General features: G+C 60.0%; 19 protein-coding genes. 12 read left to right on the top strand and 7 right to left on the bottom strand.

Annotated elements, in window-relative coordinates; genetic code table 11:
• The first annotated feature begins 16 nt into the window (after positions 1 to 16).
• The 6 genes from B9H00_RS02125 to sucD all read left to right on the top strand — a co-directional run bounded on the left by B9H00_RS02125 (position 17) and on the right by sucD (position 9,156).
• The gene (locus tag B9H00_RS02125) at positions 17 to 727 is read left to right on the top strand and encodes a succinate dehydrogenase iron-sulfur subunit (protein WP_086623473.1); all 711 of its coding nucleotides are present in this window, start codon (positions 17 to 19) and stop codon (positions 725 to 727) included.
• Positions 728 to 939: 212 nt separating this feature from the next.
• Positions 940 to 3,783, top strand: coding sequence for a 2-oxoglutarate dehydrogenase E1 component (locus tag B9H00_RS02120; protein WP_086899270.1), 2,844 nt, complete (start codon positions 940 to 942; stop codon positions 3,781 to 3,783).
• Positions 3,784 to 3,853: 70 nt separating this feature from the next.
• Positions 3,854 to 5,464: a 2-oxoglutarate dehydrogenase complex dihydrolipoyllysine-residue succinyltransferase gene (gene odhB / locus B9H00_RS02115; RefSeq protein WP_086899269.1), complete on the top strand. Its 1,611-nt coding sequence runs from the start codon at positions 3,854 to 3,856 to the stop codon at positions 5,462 to 5,464.
• A gap of 98 nt (positions 5,465 to 5,562) precedes the next feature.
• Positions 5,563 to 6,999, top strand: coding sequence for a dihydrolipoyl dehydrogenase (gene lpdA, locus B9H00_RS02110; RefSeq protein WP_086899268.1), 1,437 nt, complete (start codon positions 5,563 to 5,565; stop codon positions 6,997 to 6,999).
• A gap of 118 nt (positions 7,000 to 7,117) precedes the next feature.
• On the top strand, positions 7,118 to 8,284 hold the full coding sequence (gene sucC / locus B9H00_RS02105) for an ADP-forming succinate--CoA ligase subunit beta (RefSeq protein WP_086899267.1): 1,167 nt from the start codon (positions 7,118 to 7,120) through the stop codon (positions 8,282 to 8,284).
• Positions 8,284 to 9,156 (top strand): succinate--CoA ligase subunit alpha, encoded by an 873-nt coding sequence (sucD, locus tag B9H00_RS02100; RefSeq protein ID WP_086899266.1) that lies wholly within the window; start codon positions 8,284 to 8,286, stop codon positions 9,154 to 9,156. Before sucC ends, sucD begins: the two co-directional genes overlap by 1 nt.
• Before the next feature lie 73 nt (positions 9,157 to 9,229).
• Here the strand turns inward: sucD and B9H00_RS02095 are convergent, their stop codons facing one another.
• The 5 genes from B9H00_RS02095 to B9H00_RS02075 all read right to left on the bottom strand — a co-directional run bounded on the left by B9H00_RS02095 (position 9,230) and on the right by B9H00_RS02075 (position 15,087).
• A complete protein-coding gene (locus tag B9H00_RS02095; RefSeq protein ID WP_086899265.1) occupies positions 9,230 to 10,246 on the bottom strand; it encodes a lysylphosphatidylglycerol synthase transmembrane domain-containing protein in 1,017 nt (338 codons plus the stop codon).
• A gap of 69 nt (positions 10,247 to 10,315) precedes the next feature.
• Positions 10,316 to 11,089, bottom strand: coding sequence for a DUF2334 domain-containing protein (locus tag B9H00_RS02090; protein WP_086899264.1), 774 nt, complete (start codon positions 11,087 to 11,089; stop codon positions 10,316 to 10,318).
• The gene (locus B9H00_RS02085) at positions 11,082 to 12,221 is read right to left on the bottom strand and encodes a glycosyltransferase family 4 protein (RefSeq protein ID WP_086899263.1); all 1,140 of its coding nucleotides are present in this window, start codon (positions 12,219 to 12,221) and stop codon (positions 11,082 to 11,084) included. The genes B9H00_RS02090 and B9H00_RS02085 overlap by 8 nt, the downstream gene beginning before the upstream one ends.
• Before the next feature lie 181 nt (positions 12,222 to 12,402).
• Positions 12,403 to 14,361 (bottom strand): exoribonuclease II, encoded by a 1,959-nt coding sequence (locus B9H00_RS02080; RefSeq protein ID WP_086899262.1) that lies wholly within the window; start codon positions 14,359 to 14,361, stop codon positions 12,403 to 12,405.
• 99 nt (positions 14,362 to 14,460) lie between these two features.
• Positions 14,461 to 15,087 (bottom strand): SDR family oxidoreductase, encoded by a 627-nt coding sequence (locus B9H00_RS02075; protein WP_086899261.1) that lies wholly within the window; start codon positions 15,085 to 15,087, stop codon positions 14,461 to 14,463.
• Between the two features lie 164 nt (positions 15,088 to 15,251).
• Here B9H00_RS02075 and nagA point away from each other — a divergent pair, with 164 nt between their 5' ends.
• From nagA to B9H00_RS02045, 6 genes are all read left to right on the top strand, one after another.
• Positions 15,252 to 16,352, top strand: a complete 1,101-nt coding sequence (nagA, locus tag B9H00_RS02070) for an N-acetylglucosamine-6-phosphate deacetylase (RefSeq protein ID WP_086899260.1) — start codon at positions 15,252 to 15,254, stop codon at positions 16,350 to 16,352.
• A 48-nt stretch (positions 16,353 to 16,400) separates the two neighbouring features.
• Entirely contained in the window at positions 16,401 to 17,420 is a 1,020-nt protein-coding gene (locus B9H00_RS02065) for an SIS domain-containing protein (protein WP_211329549.1), read from the top strand.
• Positions 17,421 to 17,493: 73 nt separating this feature from the next.
• Entirely contained in the window at positions 17,494 to 20,109 is a 2,616-nt protein-coding gene (gene ptsP / locus B9H00_RS02060) for a phosphoenolpyruvate--protein phosphotransferase (protein ID WP_236944336.1), read from the top strand.
• Positions 20,096 to 21,808, top strand: coding sequence for an N-acetylglucosamine-specific PTS transporter subunit IIBC (gene nagE, locus B9H00_RS02055; protein WP_211329548.1), 1,713 nt, complete (start codon positions 20,096 to 20,098; stop codon positions 21,806 to 21,808). Before ptsP ends, nagE begins: the two co-directional genes overlap by 14 nt.
• Positions 21,798 to 22,685 (top strand): BadF/BadG/BcrA/BcrD ATPase family protein, encoded by an 888-nt coding sequence (locus tag B9H00_RS02050; protein ID WP_086899259.1) that lies wholly within the window; start codon positions 21,798 to 21,800, stop codon positions 22,683 to 22,685. The genes nagE and B9H00_RS02050 overlap by 11 nt, the downstream gene beginning before the upstream one ends.
• A gap of 58 nt (positions 22,686 to 22,743) precedes the next feature.
• The gene (locus B9H00_RS02045) at positions 22,744 to 23,541 is read left to right on the top strand and encodes a Cof-type HAD-IIB family hydrolase (RefSeq protein WP_086899258.1); all 798 of its coding nucleotides are present in this window, start codon (positions 22,744 to 22,746) and stop codon (positions 23,539 to 23,541) included.
• Between the two features lie 68 nt (positions 23,542 to 23,609).
• Here the strand turns inward: B9H00_RS02045 and B9H00_RS02040 are convergent, their stop codons facing one another.
• Positions 23,610 to 24,707: a YcjF family protein gene (locus tag B9H00_RS02040; protein WP_086899257.1), complete on the bottom strand. Its 1,098-nt coding sequence runs from the start codon at positions 24,705 to 24,707 to the stop codon at positions 23,610 to 23,612.
• Positions 24,704 to 26,104 (bottom strand): YcjX family GTP-binding protein, encoded by a 1,401-nt coding sequence (locus B9H00_RS02035; protein ID WP_086899256.1) that lies wholly within the window; start codon positions 26,102 to 26,104, stop codon positions 24,704 to 24,706. Before B9H00_RS02035 ends, B9H00_RS02040 begins: the two co-directional genes overlap by 4 nt.
• Positions 26,105 to 26,196: the final 92 nt, after the last annotated feature.

Here is a 26,196-nt window from a genome sequence, read left to right as displayed (position 1 = left end):
TGAGGGGATGACCCATATGTCGACATTACAGGTCTCCGTTTACCGCTATAACCCTGAAAGTGACGATGCGCCCTGGATGCAGGACTTCCAGATCGATACCCAGGGACGCGATCTGATGGTTCTCAACGTACTTCAGATGATCAAGGAGCAGGACAGTTCGCTGGTGTATCGCGCCAGCTGCCGTGAAGGTGTCTGTGGCTCCGATGGCATGAACATGAACGGCAAGAACGGTCTGTCCTGTGTGACGCCGCTGTCCGAAGTGGTCAAGAACAATCGTCTGGTACTGCGCCCCCTCCCGGGTCTGCCTGTCATTCGTGACTTGATCATCGACATGTCGCTTTTTTATAAGCAGTACGAGCGCATTCAGCCTTACCTGCAAAACGATGAGCGTCCGCCGTCCATCGAGCGTCTGCAGTCGCCGGAAGATCGTGACAAGCTCGACGGTCTTTACGAATGCATCCTGTGTGCCTGCTGCTCGACGTCCTGCCCATCATTCTGGTGGAATCCGGACAAATTCGTGGGCCCCGCCGGCCTGCTGCAGGCCTACCGCTTTTTGGCCGATTCTCGTGACACGCACACGCAGGAACGTCTGTCAGAGCTGGATGATCCGTTCAGTGTTTTCCGGTGCCGCGGCATCATGAACTGTGTCAACGTTTGTCCGAAAGGACTCAATCCGACCAGAGCCATCGGCAAGATTCGTGAAATGCTGGTGCGTAATGCCGCGTGATGCACGGTTTTTGCTTAATATGACAGGCCTTGCTTGTTATCATTGACGGCCTGCCGCCACCTTGCGGGGTGGCGGCAGTCTTTTGAGTCTCGGCTTCGACAATGGCCTGCTTGATCGGGTCGGCGCTGATGCGGCAGTACTCGTAATTTATATCAAGGTAATCGCGCTGACTGCGATTACTGACCCCACCCCAGACCCAGGGTGATTGAGCGATGCAAGAAGGCATAATGGAATTAATGTGGCGTACCTCGCATATGAGCGGGAGCAACGCCCATTACGTTGAAGAGCTTTACGAGCAATATCTTTCCGATCCTCAGTCTGTCCCCGATGAGTGGCGACAGTACTTCGACAGCCTCCCCGGCTATGATGGTGGCCCCTCCCGGGACGTTCCCCTTGCCCCGATTCGCGATCAGTTCTATCACCTCGCTCGTGAGCGTCGTTCTCTGGCGCCGATAGCGTCAGGCAACGCTGAAAACGAAGAAACCAACCGAAAGCAGGTTCGCGTTCTTCAGCTCATCAATGCCTATCGGTTCAGAGGCCACCAGAAGGCTGATATTGATCCTTTGGGGTTGCGTGTTGCGGAAACCGTCCCTGATCTTGAACTCTCCTTTCACCAGCTTTCCGATGCCGACATGGATACCGAGTTTCAGACCGGTTCCCTGTTTATTGGCAAGGACAGTGCACCGCTGAAAGAGATTATCCAGGCGCTTGAGCAGACCTACTGTCGCTCGATCGGCTGTGAGTTCATGCACATCGTCAATACCGAAGAAAAGCGCTGGCTGGAACAGCGGTTTGAGTCGGTGCGCTCCAAACCCGACTATTCGGCTGATGTGCGCAAGCACGTACTGGAACGTCTGACCGCGGCGGAAGGTCTTGAAAATTACCTCGCCAGCCGGTACCCGGGGACCAAACGCTTTGGTCTGGAAGGCGGCGAAAGTTTTATCCCGATGGTGGATGAACTGATTCAGCGCTCTGGCAACTATGGCGTGCGTGAAGTCGTGATCGGTATGGCGCACCGTGGCCGTCTCAATCTTCTGGTCAACATTCTCGGCAAGAGTCCGAGCGAGCTGATCGATGAGTTTGACGGCAAGAAGATGCTCGAACACGGCTCCGGGGATGTGAAGTATCACCAGGGTTTCAGTTCCAATGTCATGACGCCCGGTGGTGAAGTGCATCTGGCGCTGGCCTTCAACCCGTCACATCTTGAGATCGTGACCCCGGTCGTCGAAGGTTCGGTAAGGGCGCGTCAGGATCGTCGTGAAGACAGTGAGGGCGACCAGGTGCTGCCATTGGTCGTGCATGGTGACGCCGCAGTCGCCGGTCAGGGCGTCGTCATGGAAACCTTCCAGATGTCGCAGCTGCGCGGCTACAAGACTGGTGGCACGGTTCACATTGTCATTAACAACCAGGTCGGTTTTACGACCTCCCGTCGTGACGATGCGCGTTCTACCGAATATTGCACCGATATCGCCAAGATGGTTCAGTCACCAATCTTCCACGTGAATGGTGATGATCCTGATGCGGTGTTACATGCGACCCAGGTGGCCATCGACTATCGCCAGCAGTTCAAGAAGGATGTGGTCATCGATCTCATCTGCTATCGCCGTCGTGGTCACAATGAAGCGGATGAGCCCTCCGGTACCCAGCCGCTCATGTATCAAAAGATCAAGAGCCACGACAGCTCACGTACGATCTATGCCCGCCGTCTGGTAGAAGAGGGTGTGCTGGATGAGGACGAGGTCAAGGGGCTGGTTGACGGCTATCGAGAAGATCTCGATAACGGCAATCACGTCGCCAACGCGCTGGTTCAGGAGCCCAACAGCAACCTCTTCGTTGACTGGACACCTTACCTGGGGCATCGCTGGACCGGTGAGTCCGATACGTCCTTCGATCTCAAGCGCATGCAGGAGCTGGCGACCAAGATGTGTGACATCCCTGATGATGTCGATACACAGCGTCAGGTCGCCAAGGTCTATGAAGACCGCCGCAAGATGATCGCTGGCAGCCTGGGCATCAATTGGGGATTTGCTGAAACGCTGGCCTACGCCACCCTGATTGATCAAGGGCATCCGATACGTCTGACGGGGCAGGATACAGGGCGGGGGACCTTCTCTCACCGCCATGCGGTTGTACATAACCAGAAGGATGGTTCGATATGGACACCGCTTTGTCATCTCAAGCCCAATCAGCCTGACTTTACGATCTATGACTCCTTCCTGTCCGAGGAAGGTGCCATGGCGTTCGAGTACGGCTACGCCACGACCACGCCCAATGCATTGATTGCTTGGGAAGCACAGTTTGGTGACTTCGCCAACGGCGCTCAGGTGGTGATCGACCAGTTTATCTCATCGGGCGAAACCAAGTGGGGACGTCTGTGTGGTCTGACCCTGCTACTGCCCCATGGCTATGAAGGTCAGGGCCCCGAGCACTCATCGGCGCGTCTTGAGCGTTTTCTGCAGCTGTGTGCCGAAGAAAACATGCAGGTTTGTGTTCCGACCACGCCGGCACAGATTTTCCATCTGCTGAGACGTCAGGTCATTCGTGGGCTGCGCAAGCCGCTGATCATCATGTCCCCCAAGAGTCTCCTGCGTCACAAGGATGCAACTTCTTCGCTGGAAGACCTTTCCGATGGTCGTTTCCAGATGGTCATTCCGGACCAGGGCAAGCTTGAGGCCGAGAAGGTCACGCGTGTGATCTTCTGCTCTGGCAAGGTTTACTATGATCTTGCCACCTGGCGGGCGGAAAACGAGCGTTTTGATACTGCCATTATTCGTATCGAGCAGCTTTATCCGTTCCCGGAAGAGTCACTTTTTGCTGCCATCGAAAGCTATACCAACCTTGAGCGTGTGGTCTGGTGTCAGGAAGAGCCCAAGAACCAGGGCGCCTGGTATCAAAGTCAGCATCACATGCGAAAGGTGGCTGATAAGGTGAAATCCGGGCTGGGAAGTGAGCTTGGCTTTGCAGGCCGTGCCGAATCGGCAGCTCCGGCGGCTGGATATATGGCAGTACATAGTGAGCAGCAGCGATCGCTGGTAGACAAGGCGTTCAACGGTTGAGCGCCTGAAAGCTCAGGAACATGAGTGCCGCGATTGCCGGCTACCGAGAAGAGGATATTAAGGAATAATCATGGCAACAGACATCAAGGCGCCAAGCTTTCCCGAATCCGTTGCGGAAGGGACCGTGGCTACCTGGCATAAAAAGCCGGGAGACAGTGTCTCGCGTGACGAACTGATTGTTGAAATCGAAACCGACAAGGTGGTGCTCGAAGTCGTCGCCCCGGCTGACGGTACGGTAGAAGAAATTACCGTACAGGAAGGCGAGACCTGCGAATCCGAGCAGGTACTGGGTCGTCTGGGCGAAGGTGGCCAGTCTGCACCGCAGGGTGAGAAAAAGGCCGAGCAGGGCAAGGAAGGCAAGGCATCTTCCGACAAGCCCGCAGACGCCAGCAAAAGCGACAGCAAGTCGTCGGCTGCCGGCGCCTCGGTTGACGTCAAGGCACCTTCCTTCCCTGAATCCGTTCAGGAAGGTACCGTTGCCAGCTGGAACAAGAAGGTAGGTGATTCGGTCAAGCGCGACGAAGTGCTGGCCGAGATTGAAACCGACAAGGTCGTGCTGGAAGTGGTTGCACCTTCTGATGGCGCTCTGACCGAAATTCTTGCCGAAGAAGGCAGCCAGGTGACCTCCGAGCAGGTACTGGCACGCTTCGGTGAAGGTGGTGGTGATGCCGCAGGTGCCTCTGCCGAATCCCGTGGTGATGACAGCCAGGCCGAATCGGGTGATGCCAACGCCGAGCAGGATGAGAAGGTCGGTGACAAGGTGCTCGCCCCGGCAGCTCGCAAGCTGGTGGCCGAACACGATCTTGACGTTAACAGAATCGAGGGCACCGGCAAGGGTGGCCGCATTCTGAAGGAAGACGTGCAAAAGGCCATCGATGCCGGCAGTGCCAAAAAGGGTGGTGGTGAGAAGCCGTCAGCTTCTTCTGGTGCCGGTGTGTCTCAGAAGGCCGCAGCGCCGGCAGGCGCCGCCATTCAGGGCGAGCGCCCGGAACAGCGTGTGCCGATGAGCCGTCTGCGTCAGACCATTGCCAAGCGTCTGGTACAGGCTCAGCAGACTGCTGCCATGCTCACCACCTATAACGAGGTGGACATGAGCGCGGTCATGTCGCTGCGCAGCCAGTACAAGGATGACTTCCTCAAGGCGCACGACGTGAAGCTTGGCTTTATGGGCTTCTTCGTCAAGGCGGCTACAGAAGCGCTCAAGCGCTTCCCGGACGTCAACGCTTCCATTGACGGCACTGATATTGTCTATCACGGCTATCAGGATATCGGTGTTGCCGTTTCTACACCGCGTGGTCTGGTGGTGCCGGTACTGCGTGATACGGATTCCATGAAGCTGGCCGATGTCGAAAAAACGATCGGTGACTTCGGCAAGCGTGGCCGCGATGGCAAGCTCGGTATCGAAGACATGCAGGGCGGTACCTTTACCATCACCAACGGCGGTATCTTCGGCTCGCTGATGTCGACGCCGATCCTCAATCCGCCGCAGACGGCCATTCTGGGGATGCACAAGATCCAGGAGCGTCCGATGGCGATCAACGGCAAGGTCGAGATCCGCCCGATGATGTATCTGGCGCTTTCCTACGATCACCGCATGATCGATGGAAAGGACGCGGTTCAGTTCCTCGTGGCCATCAAGAGCCTGCTTGAGGATCCTGCACGTTTCCTGCTTGACGTTTAAGCCTTCAAATCCCGCCCGGTCTCGTACCGGGCGGGCTGTTTTATACCGATCATCGGCGAGATGCAGGGTGATCGACAATGAACCGAACAGGGATACACATGGCTGATAAATTTGATGTCATCGTGATCGGCGCTGGCCCCGGAGGCTATGTTGCCGCAATTCGTGCTGCCCAGCTGGGCATGAAGGTTGCCTGCGTTGAAAAGTGGGTCAACAAGAGTGGCAAGACCGTGCACGGTGGCACCTGTCTGAATGTGGGCTGCATTCCTTCCAAGGCGCTGCTGGAAACATCCCACAAGTACGTCGAAGCTCGTGATGATTACAGCGAGCTGGGTATCGAAGTCAGTGACGTTCAGATGGACGTCAAAAAGATGATGGCCCGAAAGGAAAAGACCGTTGCCAATCTGACCGGCGGTATCAGCGCCCTGTTCAAGGCCAACGGTGTGACCGCCCTTGAAGGTACCGGCAAGCTGCTGCCCGGCAAGAAGGTCGAAGTTACCGGGCACGACGGCAACAGCGAAACCCATGAAGCGGAAAACGTGGTCATCGCTTCCGGGAGTGTTCCGGTTGAAATCCCGCCGGCACCGCTGACTGAAGGCCTGATCGTTGACTCTTCCGGCGCTCTGGAATTCCAGGAAGTACCCAAGCGTCTCGGCGTTATCGGCGCCGGTGTTATCGGTCTTGAGCTGGGAAGCGTCTGGAATCGTCTGGGTAGTGAGGTCACTGTTCTTGAGGCGATGGACAGCTTCCTGCCGGTGGTCGATGACCAGATCGCCAAGGAAACCAAGAAGCTGCTTGGCAAGCAGGGCCTTGATATTCGTCTCGGCGCCCGCGTGACTGGTACCGATATCAAGGACAGCGAAGTTGTCGTGAAGTATACCGACAGCAACGGCGAGCAGGAGCAGACGTTCGACAAGCTGATCGTCTGCGTCGGCCGTCGTCCCTATACGCAGAATCTGCTGGCCGATGGTACCGGCGTTGAGCTTGATGAGCGTGGCTTCATCCAGGTGGATGATACCTGCCAGACCAACGCACCGGGTGTATTTGCCATTGGTGACGTGGTTCGCGGCCCGATGCTGGCCCACAAGGGGTCGGAAGAGGGCATGATGGTCGCTGATATCATCCACGGCGAAAAGGCCCAGATGAACTATGACGCCATCCCGAGCGTCATCTACACCGCTCCTGAAGTCGCCTGGGTTGGCATGAGCGAGCAACAGGCGAAGAAGGAAGGCTTCGAGGTCAAGTCGGGTGTCTTCCCGTTCTCGGCCAGCGGCCGTGCCATGGCCAACAATGCCACCGAAGGCATGGCCAAGGTCGTCACTGATGCCAGCACCGACCGTATCCTGGGGGTTCACATCATTGGCCAGCACGCTGGTGAACTGATTGCCCAGGGCGTGATCGCCATGGAGTTTGGCTCCAGTGCCGAAGACCTCGCACTGACCTGCTTTGCCCACCCGACACTGTCTGAAGCCGTTCACGAAGCAGCACTGGCAGTCGAAGGTCACGCCATTCATATGGCAAACCGCAAAAAGCGTTAATGCATCGACATTGACGTTAACCTCACTTCGGTCGTCGCCGAAGTGAATCGGGATGGGGTGACAGGCCGCTGGTCATCGCCCCATCGATCGAGTCCAATGCAACCAATGGCATGAGACGATGAATCTTCACGAGTATCAGTCAAAACAGTTATTTGCTGATTATGGTCTGCCGGTCTCCAAGGGGTACGCGGTAGATACCCCCGAAGAAGCAGCCAAGGCATGCCAGAAAATTGGCGGGGAACGCTGGGTCGTCAAGGCACAGGTACATGCCGGTGGTCGCGGCAAGGCAGGCGGTGTCAAGCTGGTCACCAGCCCCGAAGAAGCCAGCGCTTTCGCCGAGCAGTGGCTAGGCAAGAACCTTGTCACCTATCAAACGGATGAAAAGGGCCAGCCGGTCACAAAGATTCTGGTCGAAAACTGCACCGATATCGCTACCGAGCTGTATCTGGGTGCGGTAGTGGATCGTGGTTCACGTCGCATCGTGTTCATGGCCTCCACCGAAGGTGGTGTCGAGATCGAGAAGGTGGCTGAAGAGACACCGGAAAAGATCCTCAAGGCTGAAATCGATCCGCTGGTCGGGCCGCAGCCCTATCAGGCGCGTGAACTGGCGTTCAAGCTGGGCCTGAACAAGGACCAGATTAAGCAGTTCACCAAGATTTTCCTGGGTCTGGCAAAAATGTTTGCCGACAAGGATTTTGCTCTGCTGGAGATCAACCCGCTGGTCATTACCGAAAGCGGCGATCTGCACTGCCTGGATGCCAAGATCAACCTGGACAGCAACGCGCTGTATCGTCATCCCGATCTCGAAGAGATGCGCGATCCCAGCCAGGAAGATGAGCGTGAAGCCAACGCTCAGAAATGGGAACTCAACTACGTGGCGCTTGATGGCAACATCGGTTGCATGGTCAACGGCGCGGGCCTGGCCATGGGTACGATGGACATCATCAAGCTCTCCGGCGGTCAGCCGGCGAACTTCCTTGATGTTGGCGGCGGTGCCACCAAGGAGCGCGTGGCAGAAGCGTTCAAGATCATCCTGTCCGACACCTCGGTGAAGGCCGTACTGGTCAACATCTTTGGCGGTATCGTGCGCTGCGACATGATTGCCGAAGGCATCATGGGTGCCGTAGAGCAGGTTGGCGTCAACGTGCCGGTCGTCGTTCGCCTTGAAGGCAACAACGCTGAGCTGGGCACGCAAAAGCTTGCCGACAGCGGCCTCAACATCATTGCAGCAACCAGCCTGACCGATGCGGCGCAGCAGGTGGTTAAAGCAGCGGAGGGCAAATAATGAGTATCCTGATTGACAAGAACACCAAGGTAATCTGCCAGGGATTTACCGGTGGTCAGGGCACGTTCCACTCGGAACAGGCCATTGAATACGGCACCAATATGGTGGGTGGTGTGACACCGGGCAAGGGCGGTCAGACCCACCTTGGCCTGCCGGTGTTCAACACTGTTGCTGAAGCCGTCGAGCAGACTGGTGCAGAAGCGACCGTCATCTACGTGCCGGCAGCCTTCTGCAAGGATTCGATCCTTGAAGCGGCCAATGCAGGCATCAAGCTGATCATCTGCATCACTGAAGGCATTCCGACACTGGATATGCTGGATGTGAAGGTCAAGTGTGATGAGCTCGGCGTGCGCCTGATCGGTCCCAACTGCCCGGGCGTGATCACGCCTGGCCAGTCGAAGATCGGCATCATGCCCGGCCACATCCACAAGCCCGGTCGCGTCGGTATCGTATCGCGTTCCGGTACCCTGACCTATGAAGCGGTCAAGCAGACGACTGATCATGGTTTTGGTCAGTCTACCTGTGTCGGTATCGGTGGCGACCCGATCCCGGGTTCCAACTTCATCGACATCCTCGAGATGTTCGAGAAGGATCCGGCAACCGAAGCCATCGTCATGATCGGCGAGATCGGCGGTACGGCAGAAGAGGAAGCGGCTCAGTACATCAAGGAGCACGTAACCAAGCCGGTAGTCGCCTATATTGCAGGCGTCACTGCGCCTCCGGGCAAGCGTATGGGCCATGCTGGCGCCATCATTGCCGGTGGCAAGGGCACTGCGGACGACAAGTTCCAGGCGCTGGAAGCCGCAGGTGTTCGCACGGTGCGTTCGCTGGCTGAAATCGGTGATAAGCTCAAGGAAGCGACCGGCTGGTAAATCAGCGGTAGCACGTGAGCGAAAAAGGGGGCCATCCGGCCCCCTTTTTTATGCGCTTTGGAAACACCCGGAATCAGAGATCTGAAGGCTTTTCCGCCTTGCGGCCTTCAAAAACCTTTTTCAGCAGGGGGCGGCCGGCCATCAGCATGAAGACCGGTGCCCCCGCAATCAAATAGAAGTAATAGGTGACCGCCCGCCAGATCAGAATGGCCGCTGCTGCCGTGCTCTGGCCCACCATGGGTGCGAGCAGTGCCGATGATGACAGCTCGGCGCCACCAGCGCCGCCTGGTAGCAGCGTCAGCTGGCCGGCCGCCATGGACAGCATCTGCACCAGGAAGGTCCATGCCCAGTCCAGATGTTGATTCAGCCCGTAAAGCGTGACGAACAAAATGCTGTAGCGCACGATCCAGTGCACGATGCCGAGTCCAAAGGCCAGCGCCAGAGCCGAGCGAGGGAGTCGTAGGGTTTCGGTAAAGGCCTTCTTGAAAATCAGAATGCGCCGAACCATGGTCTGCTGCAGTCGCGGGCTGACCTTCATTTTGCTTAGCAGCCTGCCGGATACCACCAGAAAGCGTCGGTGATAGCGCCCCATCAGGACCACGCCCAGCAGGGCCAGACACAGCAGGGTCATCGGCAGTACCAGCATCCAGCCCAGTCGGGCATCGATAGAGCGGGTAATGACATAGATCATCATGGCGATCATCGAACACAGGAAAAACAGCAGATCGATGATTTGATCCACGGCAAAGATGGCCGTGGTCTGTGCCGGGCGCACGCCGCGCCGAGTCAGCAGGGCAATCAGGGTGAGCGGGCCGCCACTACCGCCGGGAGTGGCGCAGATGGCAAATTCGGTCGCCATGACGGTCCCGGTGGCACGCATCAAGCCCATCTCACCGGCGCGTCCGGCCAGCAGGACCCTGAGCTTGGCACCATTGAGCAGCCAGCACAGCAACACCATGCCGAGCATCAGAGCAAAAATCCCGGGCGGAAAGCCGGGAAGCAGGTGCAGCAGGTCACGTCCACCCAGCATTACAGGGATGGCCAGGACAGCAAAAAGGCCCGCGACCAGCAGCCAGAGTGTTCTTTTCATGACATTAATGGATCTGGGAGTGAGTCAACTCTGAACATGTCACCATGCAGGGCGGTGATATATTCGAGATCATGACGTTGCCGTATTCATCGGCGTCGAGTTTGATTGACGATTCAGCCAGCTGATCTTGGTGGTGGGCTGATACCCCTCACTCAGCAGACGACGAATCGTATCAATCCAGTAGCGTCGTGAAATGTCATGGCGCATATCGACCGGATGCAGACCCAGTCGAATCAACGGTTCATGACGATGACGTCGGCGGGCCCGCTCATTGACAACCCAGGACATGCCGCGTCGCCAGCGACTTCGAGCACTCCAGACCAGTGAGGGCGCCTTGATGGCCGTGTAGTCCGGCAGCCGATAAAGGTTTTCCGGGTCGCTGGTGTAAATGAATCCCTGGGTTTTGAGCGCCTGGCGTGCGCCATCGCCCAAAAGCCAGGCCGGCGCGACAAAACCATCCAGCGGCCAGTCTTCGCGACGAAAGAGCTCGGCGCCTCTCTCCAGGCGTTCAAGTGCCTCATCGTAGCCGATGGGATAGAACTCGCCTTCATAGGTATAGAGCCTGCGCATGAAATAATCGCGGGGCGTGCGCGGCGGCGGTGCATCATCACAGTGATAGAAGCCGTGCAGCGCCAGTTCGTCACCTCTTGCCCTGCGTTGATGCAAAAGACGTAACATGCCGGCATCTTCGAAGGTATTGCTTCGATGATGAAAGTCGGGCACCACCAGCCAGGTCATGGGCACGCTACCCATGCCATCGATCTCCTCGACAAAGGAGCGGTAATCGGGCCAGGTAGCCGGTGCAATATCGTGAAGCACCAATGCGAATTCACGCTCAGCCATGTTGTACGCTCGCTCCTGCCGTCGTGCTGATGCCCAGCAGTTCCTGATAGTGATGCGTGACGCCCTGCACCACAATGTTCCAGTCATGATGGCGCTCCACATGGGCGCGCGCCTTCTGCCCCATGGCTCTGGCATCGTTTTCAAACAGGGCCAGAATGCTCTTTACCATGTCATCGCTGTCCAGCGGCTGGCACAGCATGCCACAGCCCTCCGGCACGTTTTCTGCCAGCGCACCGGCCCGGGTAGCCACGACCGGTATACCGCAGGCCATGGCCTCCAGCAGGACCAGACCAAAGGTCTCCTGCGTACCGGCATGCAGTAGGGCATCGCTGCTGGCGAAATAGCGCGCGATCTCGGCGGTCGGACAGAAGTGATTGATCACCGTCACGTTGTCTGGCACCTGAGTGGGCATGGACGAGCCGACCAGCAGCAGATGAAAAGGCTGTGTGCCCCTGTCGGCAAGCTTTTGCATCGCTTCCAGCAGGATATGAAGGTTCTTTTCCTGTGAGCCACGCCCGGCAAATACCAGCAGTCGAGTGTCCTCGGAAAGCCCCAGTTCGGTCTTGACGCTGTCGTCGCGAAGCGATGGGTGAAAGGTTTTTAGATCCACGCCCAGTGGCTGCACGCGAACGTTTTGAATACCCAGGCCTTCCAGACGCTGCGCCATGACGTTACTGGGGGCCAGCACCCGATCATAGTGGCCGTACAGCCGTTTGATGTAGGTATTGATCAGCGGACGCGACCAGTTGCCGAGTCGGTTGCTGATCATGGTCGGCAGATCGGAGTGATAAAAGGCCACCAGCGGGATATCAAGCTCGCGTGCTCCGGCAATGGCGGCCCAGCCCACCGTATAGGGGTCACCGGCCTCGATCAGATCCGGTCTGACATCGCGCAGGGCGCGACGCCACGGGCCTCGAGTCAGGGGGAAGCGATAGCCATTGCTGAACGGCAGAGGCGCCGCCGGCACATTGACCCGGTGGTCATCTTCCTGACGCGTATATGCCTCTCCCGGCACCAGCAGCGTATGTCGAATATCGTCGGTTGCGTTCAAACGGCGGCGTTTGGCATCGAGATAGGTACGCACGCCACCGCTGGATGGCGCATAAAACATGGTCATGTCGGCAATATGCACTACGCCGAACCCTCCTCGAACCGCACGTATTTGATCGGACAATGGATGACTGCCGGGCGCAGGTCACCAGCAGGCGCCCTAGTATAATGTGTCAATCTGATGACTGCCGCTGTAACGGGTAACAGACTGTAGTCGTCAGGCCGACAGCTGCTCGCCCTGATGATCAGGGCGAGCGTGTGGTTCAGGCAGGGCGTGCCACCAGCGACCGGGTCTCTTCACGGGCTTCAATCAGCACGACATTGAGCATGTCGCCCAGACGGTAGCGCAATTCACCGTCGATGGTAATCAGACCTTCCTTGTCATCGATGCTGACGGCGTCACGGTCGGTGTGCAGCATGGAAGCAGGGACAAAGGCCGAGGCACCGTTGGCGGGCAGACGAACACGCAGGCCGCCGCGGCGAATGTCGACGATTTCGCCTTCAAAGGGTGTCTCGCTGGTCACGGCATCGGCCAGATAGCGGACATAGAGCCAGTCCTTGACGTCACGCTCTGCCATGCGGTTCAGGCGACGACGCTCGCTCAGGTGATCGGTCACGGCCACTTCGGCTGCCTTGTCGTGCTCGGCGTCACCTCGCAGCACCTGCTTGATCAGGCGGTGATTGATCATGTCGCCGTATTTGCGGATCGGCGACGTCCATGTTGCGTAGGCCGGCAGCCCCATGCCGAAGTGCGGGCCCGGTTCTGTCTGCATGACGCTATAGCCCTGAAAGCGGCGAAGGCGTGCATCAAGCCAGGCATCCTTGCGCTCATCGAGCTGATGGCGCAGTGTCCGCCAGGCGGCGATGTCGTTGAACTGTTCCTGGGTCGCCTCAACCGACTGGCTGGCCAGAAATGCCTGAGCCTGCTCGGCCTTTTCAGTGGCAATCCCCTGATGAACGTTGAAGATGCCATGGCCAACGTGCTCGCTGAGAAGACTCGCGCAGCAGACGTTGGCCGCAATCATGGCCTCTTCCACCATGCGATGGCCGATGCGGCGCTCTTCGGTGACGATATCAAGGACGTTGCCGGTGTCATCGAGCTTGAAGACGTAGTCGGGGCGGTCGGCAAAGACCAGCGCATGCTGCTGACGCCAGCTCTGGCGTGCCTGCGTCAGGCCGGCCAGCGCCTTGAGCTGCGCCTCGCCCTGTTCAAACATTGGCGCCCAAACCGGTGTCGTGCTTGCCTCAAGCGCCTCGATGTAGTCAGAGACCTGCTCGTAGTTCAGGCGGGCCTTCGAGCGTACGGTAGCCGCTTCAAAGTGGTACTCACCGATGACGCCATCGGCACCGACTTCAAGCGTACAGACCAGCGCAGGCCGGTCTTCATCCTGCTTCAGCGAGCACAGGTCATCGGCCAGCGGCTCGGGCAGCATGGTGACGTTCTGACCCGGCAGATAGACGGTGAAGGCGCGCTGACGGGCTTCCTGGTCGACGCGATCACCCGGTTCGACATAGGCCGTGGGGTCGGCAATGGCGACCTTCATGCGGAAGCGACCGTTGTCCAGTGCTTCGACGCTGAGGGCATCGTCCATGTCGGTGGTCGTGGCGTTGTCGATGGTGAAAAAGGGCACATCGGTCAGATCACGACGTTCCAGACCCTCCTCACGCATTGGCCATTGATCGCCGGCGTCGGGTGAAGCCTGCTCCAGCGCATGACGTGCCAGAGTGACCCGCCATGGGACGGACGGATGAGTCCCTTCGGCGATGATCTCATCGACCTGGACGAAAAAGCCGCGATCGTTTTCACGTAGCGGGTGGCGAAGCAGATGAACCACCACCCAGTCACCTTCGTTGAGCGAGCTCTCCTCGATACTGCGATGGGTGCGAGCCCGCAGCGCTGTATTGATGGAGGGATGATCAGGAACGACAGATAGACGCCCGTCACGCTTTTTGACGCGACCGATGAAGCGACTGAGTCCGGCTTCGATCAGACTTTCCGGCTCGACACTCTTGCGTTCTTTCTCCTCATTGAGCACGGCCTCGACACGATCACCGTGTACAACCTGCTTCATGGCGGGGGGCGGCACGAAAAAGGACTGGCCGTCGTCGGTTTCCAGAAAGCCGTAGCCCTTGTCGGTGGCCTTGATCACACCGGTCACGCGGGGCGTTTTTTCACGGATCTGTTGCTTGAGCTGGGCGAGCTGGCTGTTGTTCGAGAGCATCTCGTTAATCGGTTGGGGAATCGGGGGCCCACTATAAGGCCTCACAGGAGCCGGTGAAAGAGGCACCCTTGCCACTTGATGGTGGCAAGGGCCGCCACGTTATCCCAGCACCTGGTCGATGGGATGGTCACCCTCGAGCAAAACAATCTCTTCAGGGGCGGATGTCTGACGTTTGAGCAGCGTCAAAATGGCGGTCGCAACATTGTCGCGCGAGACGTCACCGGTGCTCGCTCTGCTCTGATCGGTTTCGATGTGACCGGTGCCGGGGTCGTCACTGAGCCGACCCGGCCGCAGGATGACATGTTCAAGGCCCGAGGCCTGCAGGTAGGCGTCTGCCGCGCGCTTGGCCACCAGGTAGGGCCTGAGTTTCTCGGGGCCCTTGAGCGGGTCGACGTGCAGCGTGCTGACCATGAGAAACCGGCGAATACCATGCTCCCGGGCTATATCAACGGCGCGCATGGCACCGTTGAGATCCACCATCAGGGTATGGTCCAGCCCGGTGGCCCCACCGGAGCCGGCGGTAAAGACCACCTGATCGCAGCCCTCGAAGACGTGATCCATATCGCCGGTCAGATCGCCCATGACAGTCTCGACGCCGATCGAGTCAAAAAAGGTATTTTGTTGCTCGTCACGTACCATGGCACGTACGGCGTGACCGCTTTGGGCGGCCTGTTCGCAAAGGCGTCGACCGATCTGGCCATTGGCACCGATGATTAATGTGGTCATGACGGATACCTCTAGTCCGGGGATATTGCATGGGGGATCTGCAAACCTTGCCTGAAGGCAAGGCAGCGCTGAAGATACATCCTTGTTGAGTTGGGGTGTCGCAAGTGGATATCAATCGAAACACTTCAGCGCATGACATGCATGGGCAAAATGGGACATGGGCGATGACACTTGAAGGCAACATACTGACGCCGGAGGGGTGGTTCAAGGGTGAGCTGATGCTCCGACGGGGTCGAATCGTCGGCATCAGCGGAGCGCCGGTGAACCCTGATGACAATGATGCCCCGCGAATCATTCCGGGGTTTATCGATCTGCACGTTCATGGCGGTGGTGGTGCCGATCTCATGGAAGGTGGACAGTCTCTGGCCGTGCTGGCCCGCACGCATGCCCGCTTTGGCACGACCAGTCTGCTGGGTACCAGCATGACGGCCTCGCGCGAAGCGCTGATCAAGGCTTTCCAGGATGCCGGAAGGGTCATGGCCTCACCGCCCGAACAGGCCGCCGACATCCTGGGCATGCATCTTGAGGGGCCCTTCATCAGCCCGGATATGCTGGGTGCTCAGCCTCCCCATGCCCGGCCAGGGACACTTGAGGCGTTTGATGAGCTCAATGCTCTGGCGCCCATTCGGGTCATTACCATCGCACCGGAAATCGAGGGGCACATGGCCCTGATCGAAGTGCTGGCCGGCCGGGGTGTCAGGGTGCAACTGGGCCACACCGCGGCCACACATGATCAGTGCGTCAAAGCCCTTTGCCTGGGCGCCCGAGGATTTACCCATCTTTATAATGCCATGAGCGGTCTGCACCACCGTGCACCCGGCGTGGTGGGGGCGGCGCTGGCGCATGCCGACTACGCCGAGATGATCGGTGATCTGATTCATGTCGAGCCCGGTGGCGTGCTGGCTGCGCGTCGCGCCATACCGCATCTTTATGTGGTCACCGATGCCACGTCTGCCGCCGGCATGCCTGACGGTGAGTATCGTCTGGGCGAGCACCGGGTATTCAAGCGCGGCGACAGCGTGCGGCTGGCTGATGGTGGGCTGGCCGGCAGCGCGCTGACCATGGATGTGGCTCTTCGCAATCTGATTCATCTGGGGCTGACGCTGGCAGAGGCGTCCCAGCGTCTGTCGCTGTGGCCGGCACGCTATCTGGGGTTGAGTGATCGCGGTGTGCTGGCACCGGCCCACCGGGCCGATATCGTGATGCTCGACTCAAATCTTGAGGTCCAGCAGGTATGGGTTGCCGGGCGCAAGGTGATCGAGTGACCCGGATAGCGTTCTATTTTTTGTCGATTCAGAGCCTGGAGAATCCTCATGTCCCTGATGCGTGACGAGGCGCTGAGTGCGCCACAACGAATTGCCGAGCAGGCACGTGTCAATCGCGACACCATGGTGCAGCTGGGAGACGTACTGCGTCATCAAACGCCTCATGGCGCGATCACCGTGGCCCGAGGCAGTTCGGATCACGCTGCCGGCTATTTTGCCCGGCTGATGATGCAGATGACCGGTCGACCCTGCACCTCATTGCCGCTGTCGCTGTGCACGCTGGATGACACGGCCTGGCAACTTGATAACACCCTGTCACTGGCCGTATCGCAGTCCGGACGCAGCTTTGATCTTGTCGAGGCACAAAAGGCCCTGAAAGGTGGCGGTGCTCTGGCGCTTGCCATGGTCAATGCCGTGGATTCACCGCTGGCCCAGGGGGCCGATCACGTGATCGATCTGCAGGCCGGGGAAGAAAAAAGTGTGGCCGCCACCAAAAGCTTTATGGCCACGCTCTCGGCCAGTGCCTCATTAATGGCGCACTGGCGGCAGGACAAGCCTCTGCTGGAGGGGCTGGCCGCGCTGCCGGAGGCGCTGTCGCAGGCCTGTGACCTTGAGTGGGCACAGGGCGTGGAGGCACTGAAGGACGTGGACAGACTTTTTGTCATCGGCCGCGGTGCCGGTCTGCCCATCGCCCAGGAGGCGGCGCTCAAGTTCAAGGAGACCTGCGTCATCCAGGCGGAAGCCTTCAGCGGGGCCGAGGTGCAGCACGGGCCAATGGCGCTGGTGGGGCGCGATTATCCCGTGCTGATTCTGGCGACAAGGGGAAGCGCCCAGAAGGGGCTGGTCGAGCTGGCCGAGACCTTTCGCCAGCGGGGCGCTCGTGTGCTGCTGGCGGCCGATGCTGCGGTAGCCTCGCGTGATCTCACCATTGCCGACGCGCCTCATGACGCCCTGGCACCGCTTTGTGCAATTCAGAGCTTTTATCTGATGATTGAGGCGCTATCGCGCGCAACGGGGCATGATCCCGACCGACCCGAATTTCTCAACAAGGTCACGCAGACGCGCTGATGGCCTGTCTGCGTGAGGTTTCAAAGGATGGCCATGACGACGCCCGCCATGAAAATGACAACAGGACCCTCTCATGTCCGAGACCGCTGATCCGATGCCGGCCAGCACGCAGCTTCATGCGCCTTTAAAAGCGGTGCTGGTACCGCTTGATCAGGTGCCTGATCCTGTCTTTGCCCAGCAGACCATGGGGCCGGGCATTGCGCTCGAGCCTCTGGAGTCGCAGCTTTTCTCCCCTTGTGACGGTGAAATCGTACATCTGGCGCGCACCCGCCACGCCCTGACCCTCAAGACCGATCAGGGCTGCGATCTTCTGATCCATTTGGGGCTTGATACCGTGGATCTGGAAGGCGAGGGCATCACCGTTCATGTCGCACCGGGAGATCGCGTTCGTCGAGGTGACCTGTTATGGGATTTTGATGCGGATCTGCTGGCCTGTCGGGCGTTGAGTCTCATCACGCCGCTGGTGGTGACCAGCAGCGACCAGTGGCGCTGTGAGCTGATGGATGTGCCTGTCGGACGTGTGATCGAGCGTGGTGCAGCATTGATGACGCTGGTGGCAACATCGCAGGCATCGCCTACAGGCAAGGGAGACGGCAGCAATAACGAATACCGCGAACAGGTTACGCTGGCGCTGGCAGCAGGACTGCATGCGCGTCCGGCGGCGCGTCTTCGCGCCATCGCCCGGGAGCACGGCTGCACCCTGGTGCTGGAGCGTGGCGAACATCAGGCCGATGCCGCCAGCCTGACGGCGTTGATGGGCCTTTCCCTGCGACACGGCGATACGCTGGCCGTTATCGCGCGCGGTGCGGATGCCGCCGCTGCGCTGGGGGAAGCCGCAGCCCTTTTGACCACGCCGGAAGCCGCCGAGGATGATCCCGGTCACGGTGAGCCTGCCGACCCCACGCCCGCTGTCGTGCCAACGAAGAATGACACCACCTGTTACGGGCTGACGGCCAGCCCGGGTCTGGCCGTGGGTCCGCTGGTGCGGCCCGGGCATTCTCGTATCGAGGTCAACGCTGATCGTGAGGAGAGCGCTGAGACGGCCGAGCGCGCGCTGGTACAGGCGATCAGCACGCTCAACGACACGCTGGTCGCCGATATCGATCAGGCGCGCCGTCAGGGTCGTCGCGAAGAAGCCGACATTCTGGAAGCGCATCAGGCCTGGCTGGATGACCCGGCCCTGCGTGAGGAGAGTCTGGCCCATATCCGGGCCGGGCGCAGCGCAGCCTTTGCCTGGCGCGAGGTGCTGGAAGGCCGCATCATCGCATTGCGTCAGAGTGAGAGTCGGCTGCTGGCGGCACGCGCGGATGATCTGCGCGATCTGCAGGAGCGTCTGGTGGCGTTATTGGTTCCGGATGCGGCAGCGGTCGGCCATATCGAGATCGCGCCGGGTGCCATTGTGATGTTTGAAGAGATCACGCCTTCGCAGCTGCTGGCACTCGATCGTGTTTCGCCTGCCGGTCTTTGCCTGGCGGGTGGCGGCACGACCTCGCACGTGGCACTGCTGGCTCGCGCCCGGGGATTGCCCTGCCTGGCCGCGATGGGAGCAGGGCTGATAGAGGTCATGGGCCGTCACCAAGGCGGCGACGTGATTCTGGATGCCGACAACGGGGCGCTGATTTTCAGCCCTGCTGCGGACCAGCTCAGTGAGGCTCGCGAGCGGATCGAGCGGAACCGGACACGGGCCGTAGCTGAGCAGCAAATGGCGCATGAGCCGGCGCGCACGCGTGACGACGCGTTGATCGAGGTCTGTGCCAATGTCGCAGGCCCTGAAGAGGCGCGTACGGCGTTTGATGCCGGCGCCGACGGCATCGGCCTGATGCGCAGCGAGTTCCTCTTCATGGCGCACGCGCAGGCACCGGATCAGGAGATGCAGCGCGAGAGCTACCAGCAGGCGCTGGACAGCATGGGCACACGTCAGGTCATTATTCGCACGCTGGATATCGGCGCCGACAAGCAGCTTGATTATCTCTCGCTGCCCTCGGTGCCCAATCCGGCACTGGGCACGCGCGGCGTTCGCCTGATGGCGCGTCATCAGGCGCTGCTCGATGTTCAGCTGCGTGCGCTGCTGTCGGTTCGGCCACTGGACCGCCTGCGTATCATGGTGCCGATGGTGTGTGATGCGGCAGAGCTTGTGGCCGTACGTGAGCGCATCGAGGTCCTGGCGCGAGAGATGAACCTTGAAGGTCGGCCCGAGCTGGGGGCAATGATCGAGGTACCGGCGGCTGCCGTGTGCGCCGATCAGATCGCACGCGTGGCGGATTTCCTCTCCATCGGCACCAATGACCTCACCCAGTACACGCTGGCCATGGATCGCGAGGACCCGGATCTGGCCGGGCGGGCCGATGTTCTGCACCCGGCGGTACTGCGATTGATTGATTTGACCGTCAAGGGGGCTTCTACCCACCGTTGTCCGGTGGGCGTATGTGGTGCCGCCGCGGGTGATCCACAGGCCTGGGCGGCGCTGGTCGCCCTCGGCGTGGATGAACTGTCGGTGGAGCCGGCACGCGTCGCTGCCGTCAAGGCCGGTATCCGGCGTCTGGATCGCGCTGTACTGTCCCGGGCGCTGCGCGAGTGGCTCAATGAGCCGATCGACAGTGTCACGCTGCGACAGCGCCTTGAGCAGTGGCTGAGTGACGCGCCGGATGCCAACACCAATGACAGGGGAGTATCCGATGATGCGATTTGATCCCATGGGGGCGCTTCAGCAGTTGGGCCGCTCCCTGATGCTGCCGATTGCGGTATTGCCGATTGCCGGGCTTTTGCTGCGTATGGGCCAGCCCGATCTGCTCGACATTGCCTTCATTGCCCAGGCCGGCAATGCCATTTTTGAACATCTACCGCTGATCTTTGCCATTGGCGTGGCGGTGGGCATCGCCGATGACAGCAATGGCGCTGCGGGCCTGGCCGGGGCGATCGGCTATCTGGTCATCACGGCGGTGCTTGAAGCCCTTAATCCCGATATCAATATGGGAGTGCTGGCCGGGATCATCGCAGGCGTCGTGGCCGGGCTCTGGTATAACCGCTGCAAGAATATCGCGCTGCCCGATTATCTGGCCTTTTTTGCCGGGCGGCGCTTTATTCCGATTGTGACCGGGCTGACCGCGCTGGCGCTGGGGTGGCTGCTTGGCTGGATCTGGCCGCCGGTGCAACACGCCATCGATCTGAGCGGTCAGTGGATGATCGACTCCGGTGAACTGGGGCTTTTTGTCTACGGCACACTCAATCGGCTTTTGATCGTGACTGGCCTTCATCACGTGCTCAACTCGCTGGTGTGGTTTGTTTTCGGCAACTATGAGGGGGCCACGGGCGATCTACACCGGTTCTTTGCCGGTGACCCGAACGCCGGGAGCTTCATGGCAGGGTTTTTCCCGGTGATGATGTTCGGCCTGCCCGCGGCGGCGCTGGCGATGTATCACACCGCCGCTAAGGATCAGCGTGCCCGGGTTGGCGGCATGCTCTTTTCACTGGCGTTGACGGCCTTTCTGACCGGTATTACCGAGCCACTGGAATTTACCTTTATCTTTCTGGCGCCCGCGCTCTATGCCGTGCACGCCGTGCTGACCGGCGTTTCAATGGCACTGATGAGCTGGCTGGGCGTCAAGCTCGGCTTTACCTTCTCGGCCGGCACCTTTGACTATCTGCTGTCCTATGGGCTCTCCAGCCGGGGTTGGCTGCTGATCCCGGTCGGGCTTTTGTACGCGGTGCTGTATTACATGATCTTTCGCTGGGCCATCGTGCGTTTCGATCTTAAAACGCCGGGGCGTGAAGACGTGTCCCAGACGCCGACCATGGAAAATGACGGGGAAGTGCAGGCGCGCGGCCCGGCCTTCGTGACGGCGCTGGGTGGTGGCGACAACCTGACTTCGGTTGGTGCCTGCACCACGCGGCTGCGTCTGGTGGTTCAGGATGTCGAGAAAATTGATGAGGCTACGCTCAAGAGTCTGGGCGCTCGTGGCGTGCTCAAGCTCAAGGGTGGTCACCTGCAGGTGGTGATGGGCCCGATTGCCGACGGCGTGGCCGAGGATATCCGCGCGGCGCTGAAAGCGCGCGGCAAGGCGGTGGAAGTACCGGACACGGCTCGCGTCATGGCGCCATCTGCCGAGCAGACAGCACCTGCCCAGACGTCGCTGAAGGATGCCGATCTCTCTCGCTGGCTTGAAGCGCTGGGCGGGGTGGGGAATCTGCGTCGAAGCGAATTGGTGGCGCTGTCGCGGGTGCGTCTCGAGGTGAGTGAGCCATCACGCCTTGATCATGACGCACTATCGACACTCGGAGCAGCCGGTGTGCAGCCTCTGGGTGATCACTGCCTGCATCTGATCATGGGCGAGCAGGCCTGGATCGTGGCGCAGCAGCTTGCAGCGGAGATCCAGCGCGATGGTCGCTGATGGTGTGCTGCTGGCAGGGGTGGACGGCGGTGGCAGTGGCACCCGGTTGAGGGCGCAGTGGCAGGACCGCTGTGTTGAGGTGACCGGTGGCCCCTCCGGTCTGGCGCTGGGCGTGACACCGGCCTGGCACACGATCATGGCCCTGCTGGACAGTGCGCAGCAGGCGCTGGGCATCACTCTGCCCATCGAGCGATGCCAGCTGGCACTGGGGCTTGCAGGCGCCAATCAATGGGCGTGGCGGGGGGCCTTTTTACAGGCCTCCCCGGCATTGGCCGGCCTGAGACTGGAAAGCGATGCCTTTACTACTCTGGTGGGAGCCCATCGAGGGCAGCCGGGGGCCATCGTTGCCCTGGGAACCGGTAGTGTGGGAGAGGCGCTGCATATCGATGGTCGGCGCGTCAGTGTGGGCGGCTATGGCTTCCCGTCCGGTGATGAAGCCAGCGGCGCCTGGCTGGGTCTGAGAGCAAGTCGCCATGCCCAGCATGCGCTGGATGGCCGCACGCCGCCGGACGATTTTTCCCGCGCGCTGTGTGAGGCAATGTCGTCGCTGTCTTCCGCGCCCGTGTCGTCTGTCGCAACGCTGACACACTGGCTTTCAAACGTAAGCCAGACCCGGTTTGCCGCGCTGGCACCGGTGGTTATTGAATACGGTGATCATCCCATCGCCCAGGCACTGCTGGATCAGGCCGGTGAGGATATTGCACTCATGTATCAGGCGCTGGATCAGGATGAACAGCTGCCGCTGGCCCTGTGTGGCGGTCTGGCGGCGGCACTGGCCCCTCGAGTGCCGGAAACACTCAAACACAGGCTGGTGCCCGCACAGGGCAGCAGCGTCGACGGGGCATTACAGCTGGCAGCCGAGCTGTGCCCGTCATGACAGGGCTTGCAGGCGCGAGCGTCTGTTGGCCCAACCCTTATCGTAGACAGGAGATTGCATGACGCCTCATCTGATCGTGACCGATCTGGATCGAACACTGCTCAACGCCGATCATGGCCTTGATGACATCACCATCGACACCTTTCAGACGCTCGAGCGCCAGGGCCATTCGCTGGCCATTGCCTCCGGGCGGCACTATCAGGATATTCGCGAGGTCAGACGTCAGTTGGGAGTCAATGCGCACATCATTTCGGCCAACGGGGCGCATCTACATGGCCCGGACGATCAACTGATCCATGAAATTCTGGTGCCCCGCGACATCGTGCGGGCGTTACTGGAGATGGATATCCCCGGGGAGGTGCGCATCAATCTCTACACCAGCGACCGCTGGCTGATCGATGCGCCCGAGCCGAAGCTGCTGGCCTTTCATGAAAGCACCGGATTTACCTATGACGTGGTCAACATGGCCGACGTTGACGGAAAACAGGTCGGCAAGGTGCTCTTTATCGGCGATCCTGCATTGCTCAAGAACATCGAGGCGCGTATTCGTGCCCAATTCGACGAGCGTACCCACATCACCTATTCACTTGAAAATTCGCTGGAAGTGATGGACCGGAAAGCCTCCAAGGGGCAGATGCTAACGCGTCTGGCTACGCAGCTCGATATTCCGATATCGCGTACCGTGGCCTTCGGTGACAACCTTAACGATACGGACATGCTGCAAAACGCCGGTCGCGCGTTTGCGATGGGCAACGCACACCCGGAGTTGCTTGTCCGAGCTCCTGACGCAGAGCTGATTAAATCGCATACCGAAGCTGGTGTGGCCGTAAAACTGCGTGAGCTGTTTGCGCTCTAGCATGAGGCCCGGATCGTTGCTGGCCCCGGGAATCGGTTTTTGATCGCCGATCTCCGAGGCGAAAGATTTCAGGTTCGATCAGTTTTCTCATCGCTGGCCTTGCCGTCATCGACGCGCTTCATCTGTTGCCAGAGCTGGCGGCGCAGGTCGGCAAGCTTCGGGGCGCGGTCATCCTCAAACGGCAGCGGGCGCAGCATTCTGAGCGTTCGAATGCCCAGCCGTGCTGTCAGCAGACCGCTGGCCATACCCTGTCCGGCACGACTGGACAGACGGCTGGCAAGATTCATTGACAGAAGATCCATGCTCACTTCGGTGGCGATTTCACTGGCGCCGACAAATGCCATGTTGGCCAGCACCGCTCGAAACAGACGCAGGCGGCTGGCATAGCCCAGTTCCAGGCCGTACAGCGCGGCCAGACGGTCGATCATGCGCAGGTTGCGCCAGGCCATCAGACCCATGTCGATCAGTGTTACCGGGCTGATGGCTACCAGCAGCGCGGTTTCACTCGACATGCGGGTGATCAGGCGCCGGGCGCTGGCATCCCGCGGGGCCAGCACATAGTGATTGAAAAGATCACGGGTCTCGCGGGCGTTGTGATGGGCCTGATGGGCCTGCAGAAAATCCTGCCAGTGCGGGTCGCGATGGCTCAGGCCCATTTGAACACGTAGACGGTCGCACAGCTTTTGCATGTGTTCGCCGTCGATTCGGGTGTCCATGATATGGGCATCGATATCCTCGCGCAGTCGCGCATGCCGGCGCAGTCGCTTGAGACGTACGAGTTCGCGTGTCAGCGACGTACCGGCCAGCGTGACGACCCCCAGCCCCAGCACGCTCCAGGCGCCGCTGACCCAGTCGCCACCAAACCAGGCGTTCTGGAAGGTATCGACGGCCTGCACACCTCCCATGACCAGCGTGCCGGCCAGTACGCTTAAAAGCCCCCAGCGCCGCTTTTTGGGTTTTGCCAGCGCATGGTCAAGGGCGCTGTCGATCTGCTCGGGGGGCGCTTCGTCTTCCAGTGGATGGTGCACACTGTCCAGCTGATAGCGCGCGCCGGGCGCCGGGTCTACCGGTACAAAGTGCTGTTCGAAGGCCGAGGCTTCAGAGGTTTTGGTGGTCGTGGTATCACCCTGGACATCAAAGCGTCGGCCCGGACGTGGATCACTCATCGCAGCTTGTCTCCCAGTAACCAGTCCAGTGCGCTGTCCATGCGAATGTGGGGCAGCGCTTCTCCCGAACCCTGTGGCGCCGGCCGGAAAGCGGTGAAGTCAAAACCCTGACGCTGCCAGAAGTCGGCATCCGGCAGTCTTGAGGGCACTTCGCCCGGGAACATCAGTATTTCCTCACCCGATTCCGTCGTGCCCTTGAGGGCTGGATGACGCTTGCCGTCCTGCTCGACGGTGCGAGCCTGAGTGGCGCGAATGGCAGCCAGCGACAGCGATTTGACCGGAACATCGGCGTAGCGTAGATCCCGCAACGGTTCGGCCATCAACGCCTGTACCAGTGACAGCAGATTGTCATGCTGCTCAGGGGTGACGTGATCGGCCTTGGTGGCCGCAATTGCCAATCGGTCGATGCGTGGATTGAAAAGCCGCGACAGAAGGCTGCGGCTGCCGTAGTCAAAGCTTTGCATCAGGGTGGCGATGGCGTGGCGCAGGTCATCGAACACGTCAGGCCCGGCATTGAGCGCCGAGAGCACATCCACCAGCACGATCTGGCGATCAAAGCGGCGAAAGTGCTGGCGGTAAAAGGGGCCGATGACGGTACGCTTGTAGTGCTCAAAGCGCCGCGCAAGCGTCTGATAGTTGCTGTCAGACGGCAGCTCGGAAAGCTGTGACGGGTCGCCCAGCTGTTCCATGGGCAGCGGAAAGAACTGTAACACCGGTGCGCCATCAAGTTCGCCCGGCAGCAGAAAGCGCCCGGGCTGTACCCAGGTGTAGCCGCCTTCATTGCGGGCGCTGTTGAGCGAGCGGGCATATTCGGCGCTGATGTCGGCCAGTTGCTGCTCATCGGCCGTGGCGGCCGGGTCCAGATCGTTGACGCGCTGCAAAAAGCCTTCGGCAAATCGCCGCCGGCGTCCGACAAGCTGAGTACCAAACGCTTCGCACCACTGCTGATAGCTCTGACGCAGCATGGGGAGATCAAGCAGCCACTCTCCGGGATAGTCGATCAGGTCCAGCGTCAGGGTGCGCTGCTCGCCCAGGAAATGACGGCTGCTGGTACGGCTTTTATAACGAATCAGCAGGCGAAGCTCGCTGATGCCGCGGGTGGGCGAAGGCCAATCGGGCGGCGTGCTTTCAAGTGAGGCCAGCGCCTGATCATAGGGGAAGCGGGGCACGGAAAGGTCTGGCTGGGTCTGACGCTGCGCGCCCAGCAGCCGGCCTTCGCGCGCGCAGCTCATCATGTCCAGTCGGGCATCGAGGCCTGCATGGCGCAGCTGGTTGACCAGCGAAGTCAAAAAGGCGGTCTTGCCGGCGCGCGACAGCCCCGTGACTGCCAGACGCACCTGCCTGTCAAGGCTGCGTTCAAGCCAGTCACCGGCATAACCGGGCAGCGATAGCGGCATGATTGTCCTTGTTCATGATCGTTGACGAATGGATGGTGTCGATTGTAGCGAATTGCTCGTCACGACGCCTGAATGCAATGTGATTGGTAACA

Origin of the sequence: Kushneria marisflavi, from assembly GCF_002157205.1 — a bacterium.
Taxonomy (GTDB): domain Bacteria; phylum Pseudomonadota; class Gammaproteobacteria; order Pseudomonadales; family Halomonadaceae; genus Kushneria; species Kushneria marisflavi.
The sequence above is the reverse complement of the archived record's forward strand: the minus strand, read 5'-3'. Positions and strand labels throughout refer to the sequence as shown.

Coding starts and splice junctions, on each gene's coding strand:
- B9H00_RS02125 (WP_086623473.1), top strand. CDS start 17: ATGTCGACATTACAGGTCTCCGTTTACCGCTATAACCCTGAAAGTGAC.
- B9H00_RS02120 (WP_086899270.1), top strand. CDS start 940: ATGCAAGAAGGCATAATGGAATTAATGTGGCGTACCTCGCATATGAGC.
- odhB (WP_086899269.1), top strand. CDS start 3,854: ATGGCAACAGACATCAAGGCGCCAAGCTTTCCCGAATCCGTTGCGGAA.
- lpdA (WP_086899268.1), top strand. CDS start 5,563: ATGGCTGATAAATTTGATGTCATCGTGATCGGCGCTGGCCCCGGAGGC.
- sucC (WP_086899267.1), top strand. CDS start 7,118: ATGAATCTTCACGAGTATCAGTCAAAACAGTTATTTGCTGATTATGGT.
- sucD (WP_086899266.1), top strand. CDS start 8,284: ATGAGTATCCTGATTGACAAGAACACCAAGGTAATCTGCCAGGGATTT.
- B9H00_RS02095 (WP_086899265.1), bottom strand. CDS start 10,246: ATGAAAAGAACACTCTGGCTGCTGGTCGCGGGCCTTTTTGCTGTCCTG.
- B9H00_RS02090 (WP_086899264.1), bottom strand. CDS start 11,089: ATGGCTGAGCGTGAATTCGCATTGGTGCTTCACGATATTGCACCGGCT.
- B9H00_RS02080 (WP_086899262.1), bottom strand. CDS start 14,361: ATGCTCTCGAACAACAGCCAGCTCGCCCAGCTCAAGCAACAGATCCGT.
- B9H00_RS02075 (WP_086899261.1), bottom strand. CDS start 15,087: ATGACCACATTAATCATCGGTGCCAATGGCCAGATCGGTCGACGCCTT.
- nagA (WP_086899260.1), top strand. CDS start 15,252: ATGACACTTGAAGGCAACATACTGACGCCGGAGGGGTGGTTCAAGGGT.
- B9H00_RS02065 (WP_211329549.1), top strand. CDS start 16,401: ATGTCCCTGATGCGTGACGAGGCGCTGAGTGCGCCACAACGAATTGCC.
- ptsP (WP_236944336.1), top strand. CDS start 17,494: ATGTCCGAGACCGCTGATCCGATGCCGGCCAGCACGCAGCTTCATGCG.
- nagE (WP_211329548.1), top strand. CDS start 20,096: ATGATGCGATTTGATCCCATGGGGGCGCTTCAGCAGTTGGGCCGCTCC.
- B9H00_RS02050 (WP_086899259.1), top strand. CDS start 21,798: ATGGTCGCTGATGGTGTGCTGCTGGCAGGGGTGGACGGCGGTGGCAGT.
- B9H00_RS02045 (WP_086899258.1), top strand. CDS start 22,744: ATGACGCCTCATCTGATCGTGACCGATCTGGATCGAACACTGCTCAAC.
- B9H00_RS02040 (WP_086899257.1), bottom strand. CDS start 24,707: ATGAGTGATCCACGTCCGGGCCGACGCTTTGATGTCCAGGGTGATACC.
- B9H00_RS02035 (WP_086899256.1), bottom strand. CDS start 26,104: ATGCCGCTATCGCTGCCCGGTTATGCCGGTGACTGGCTTGAACGCAGC.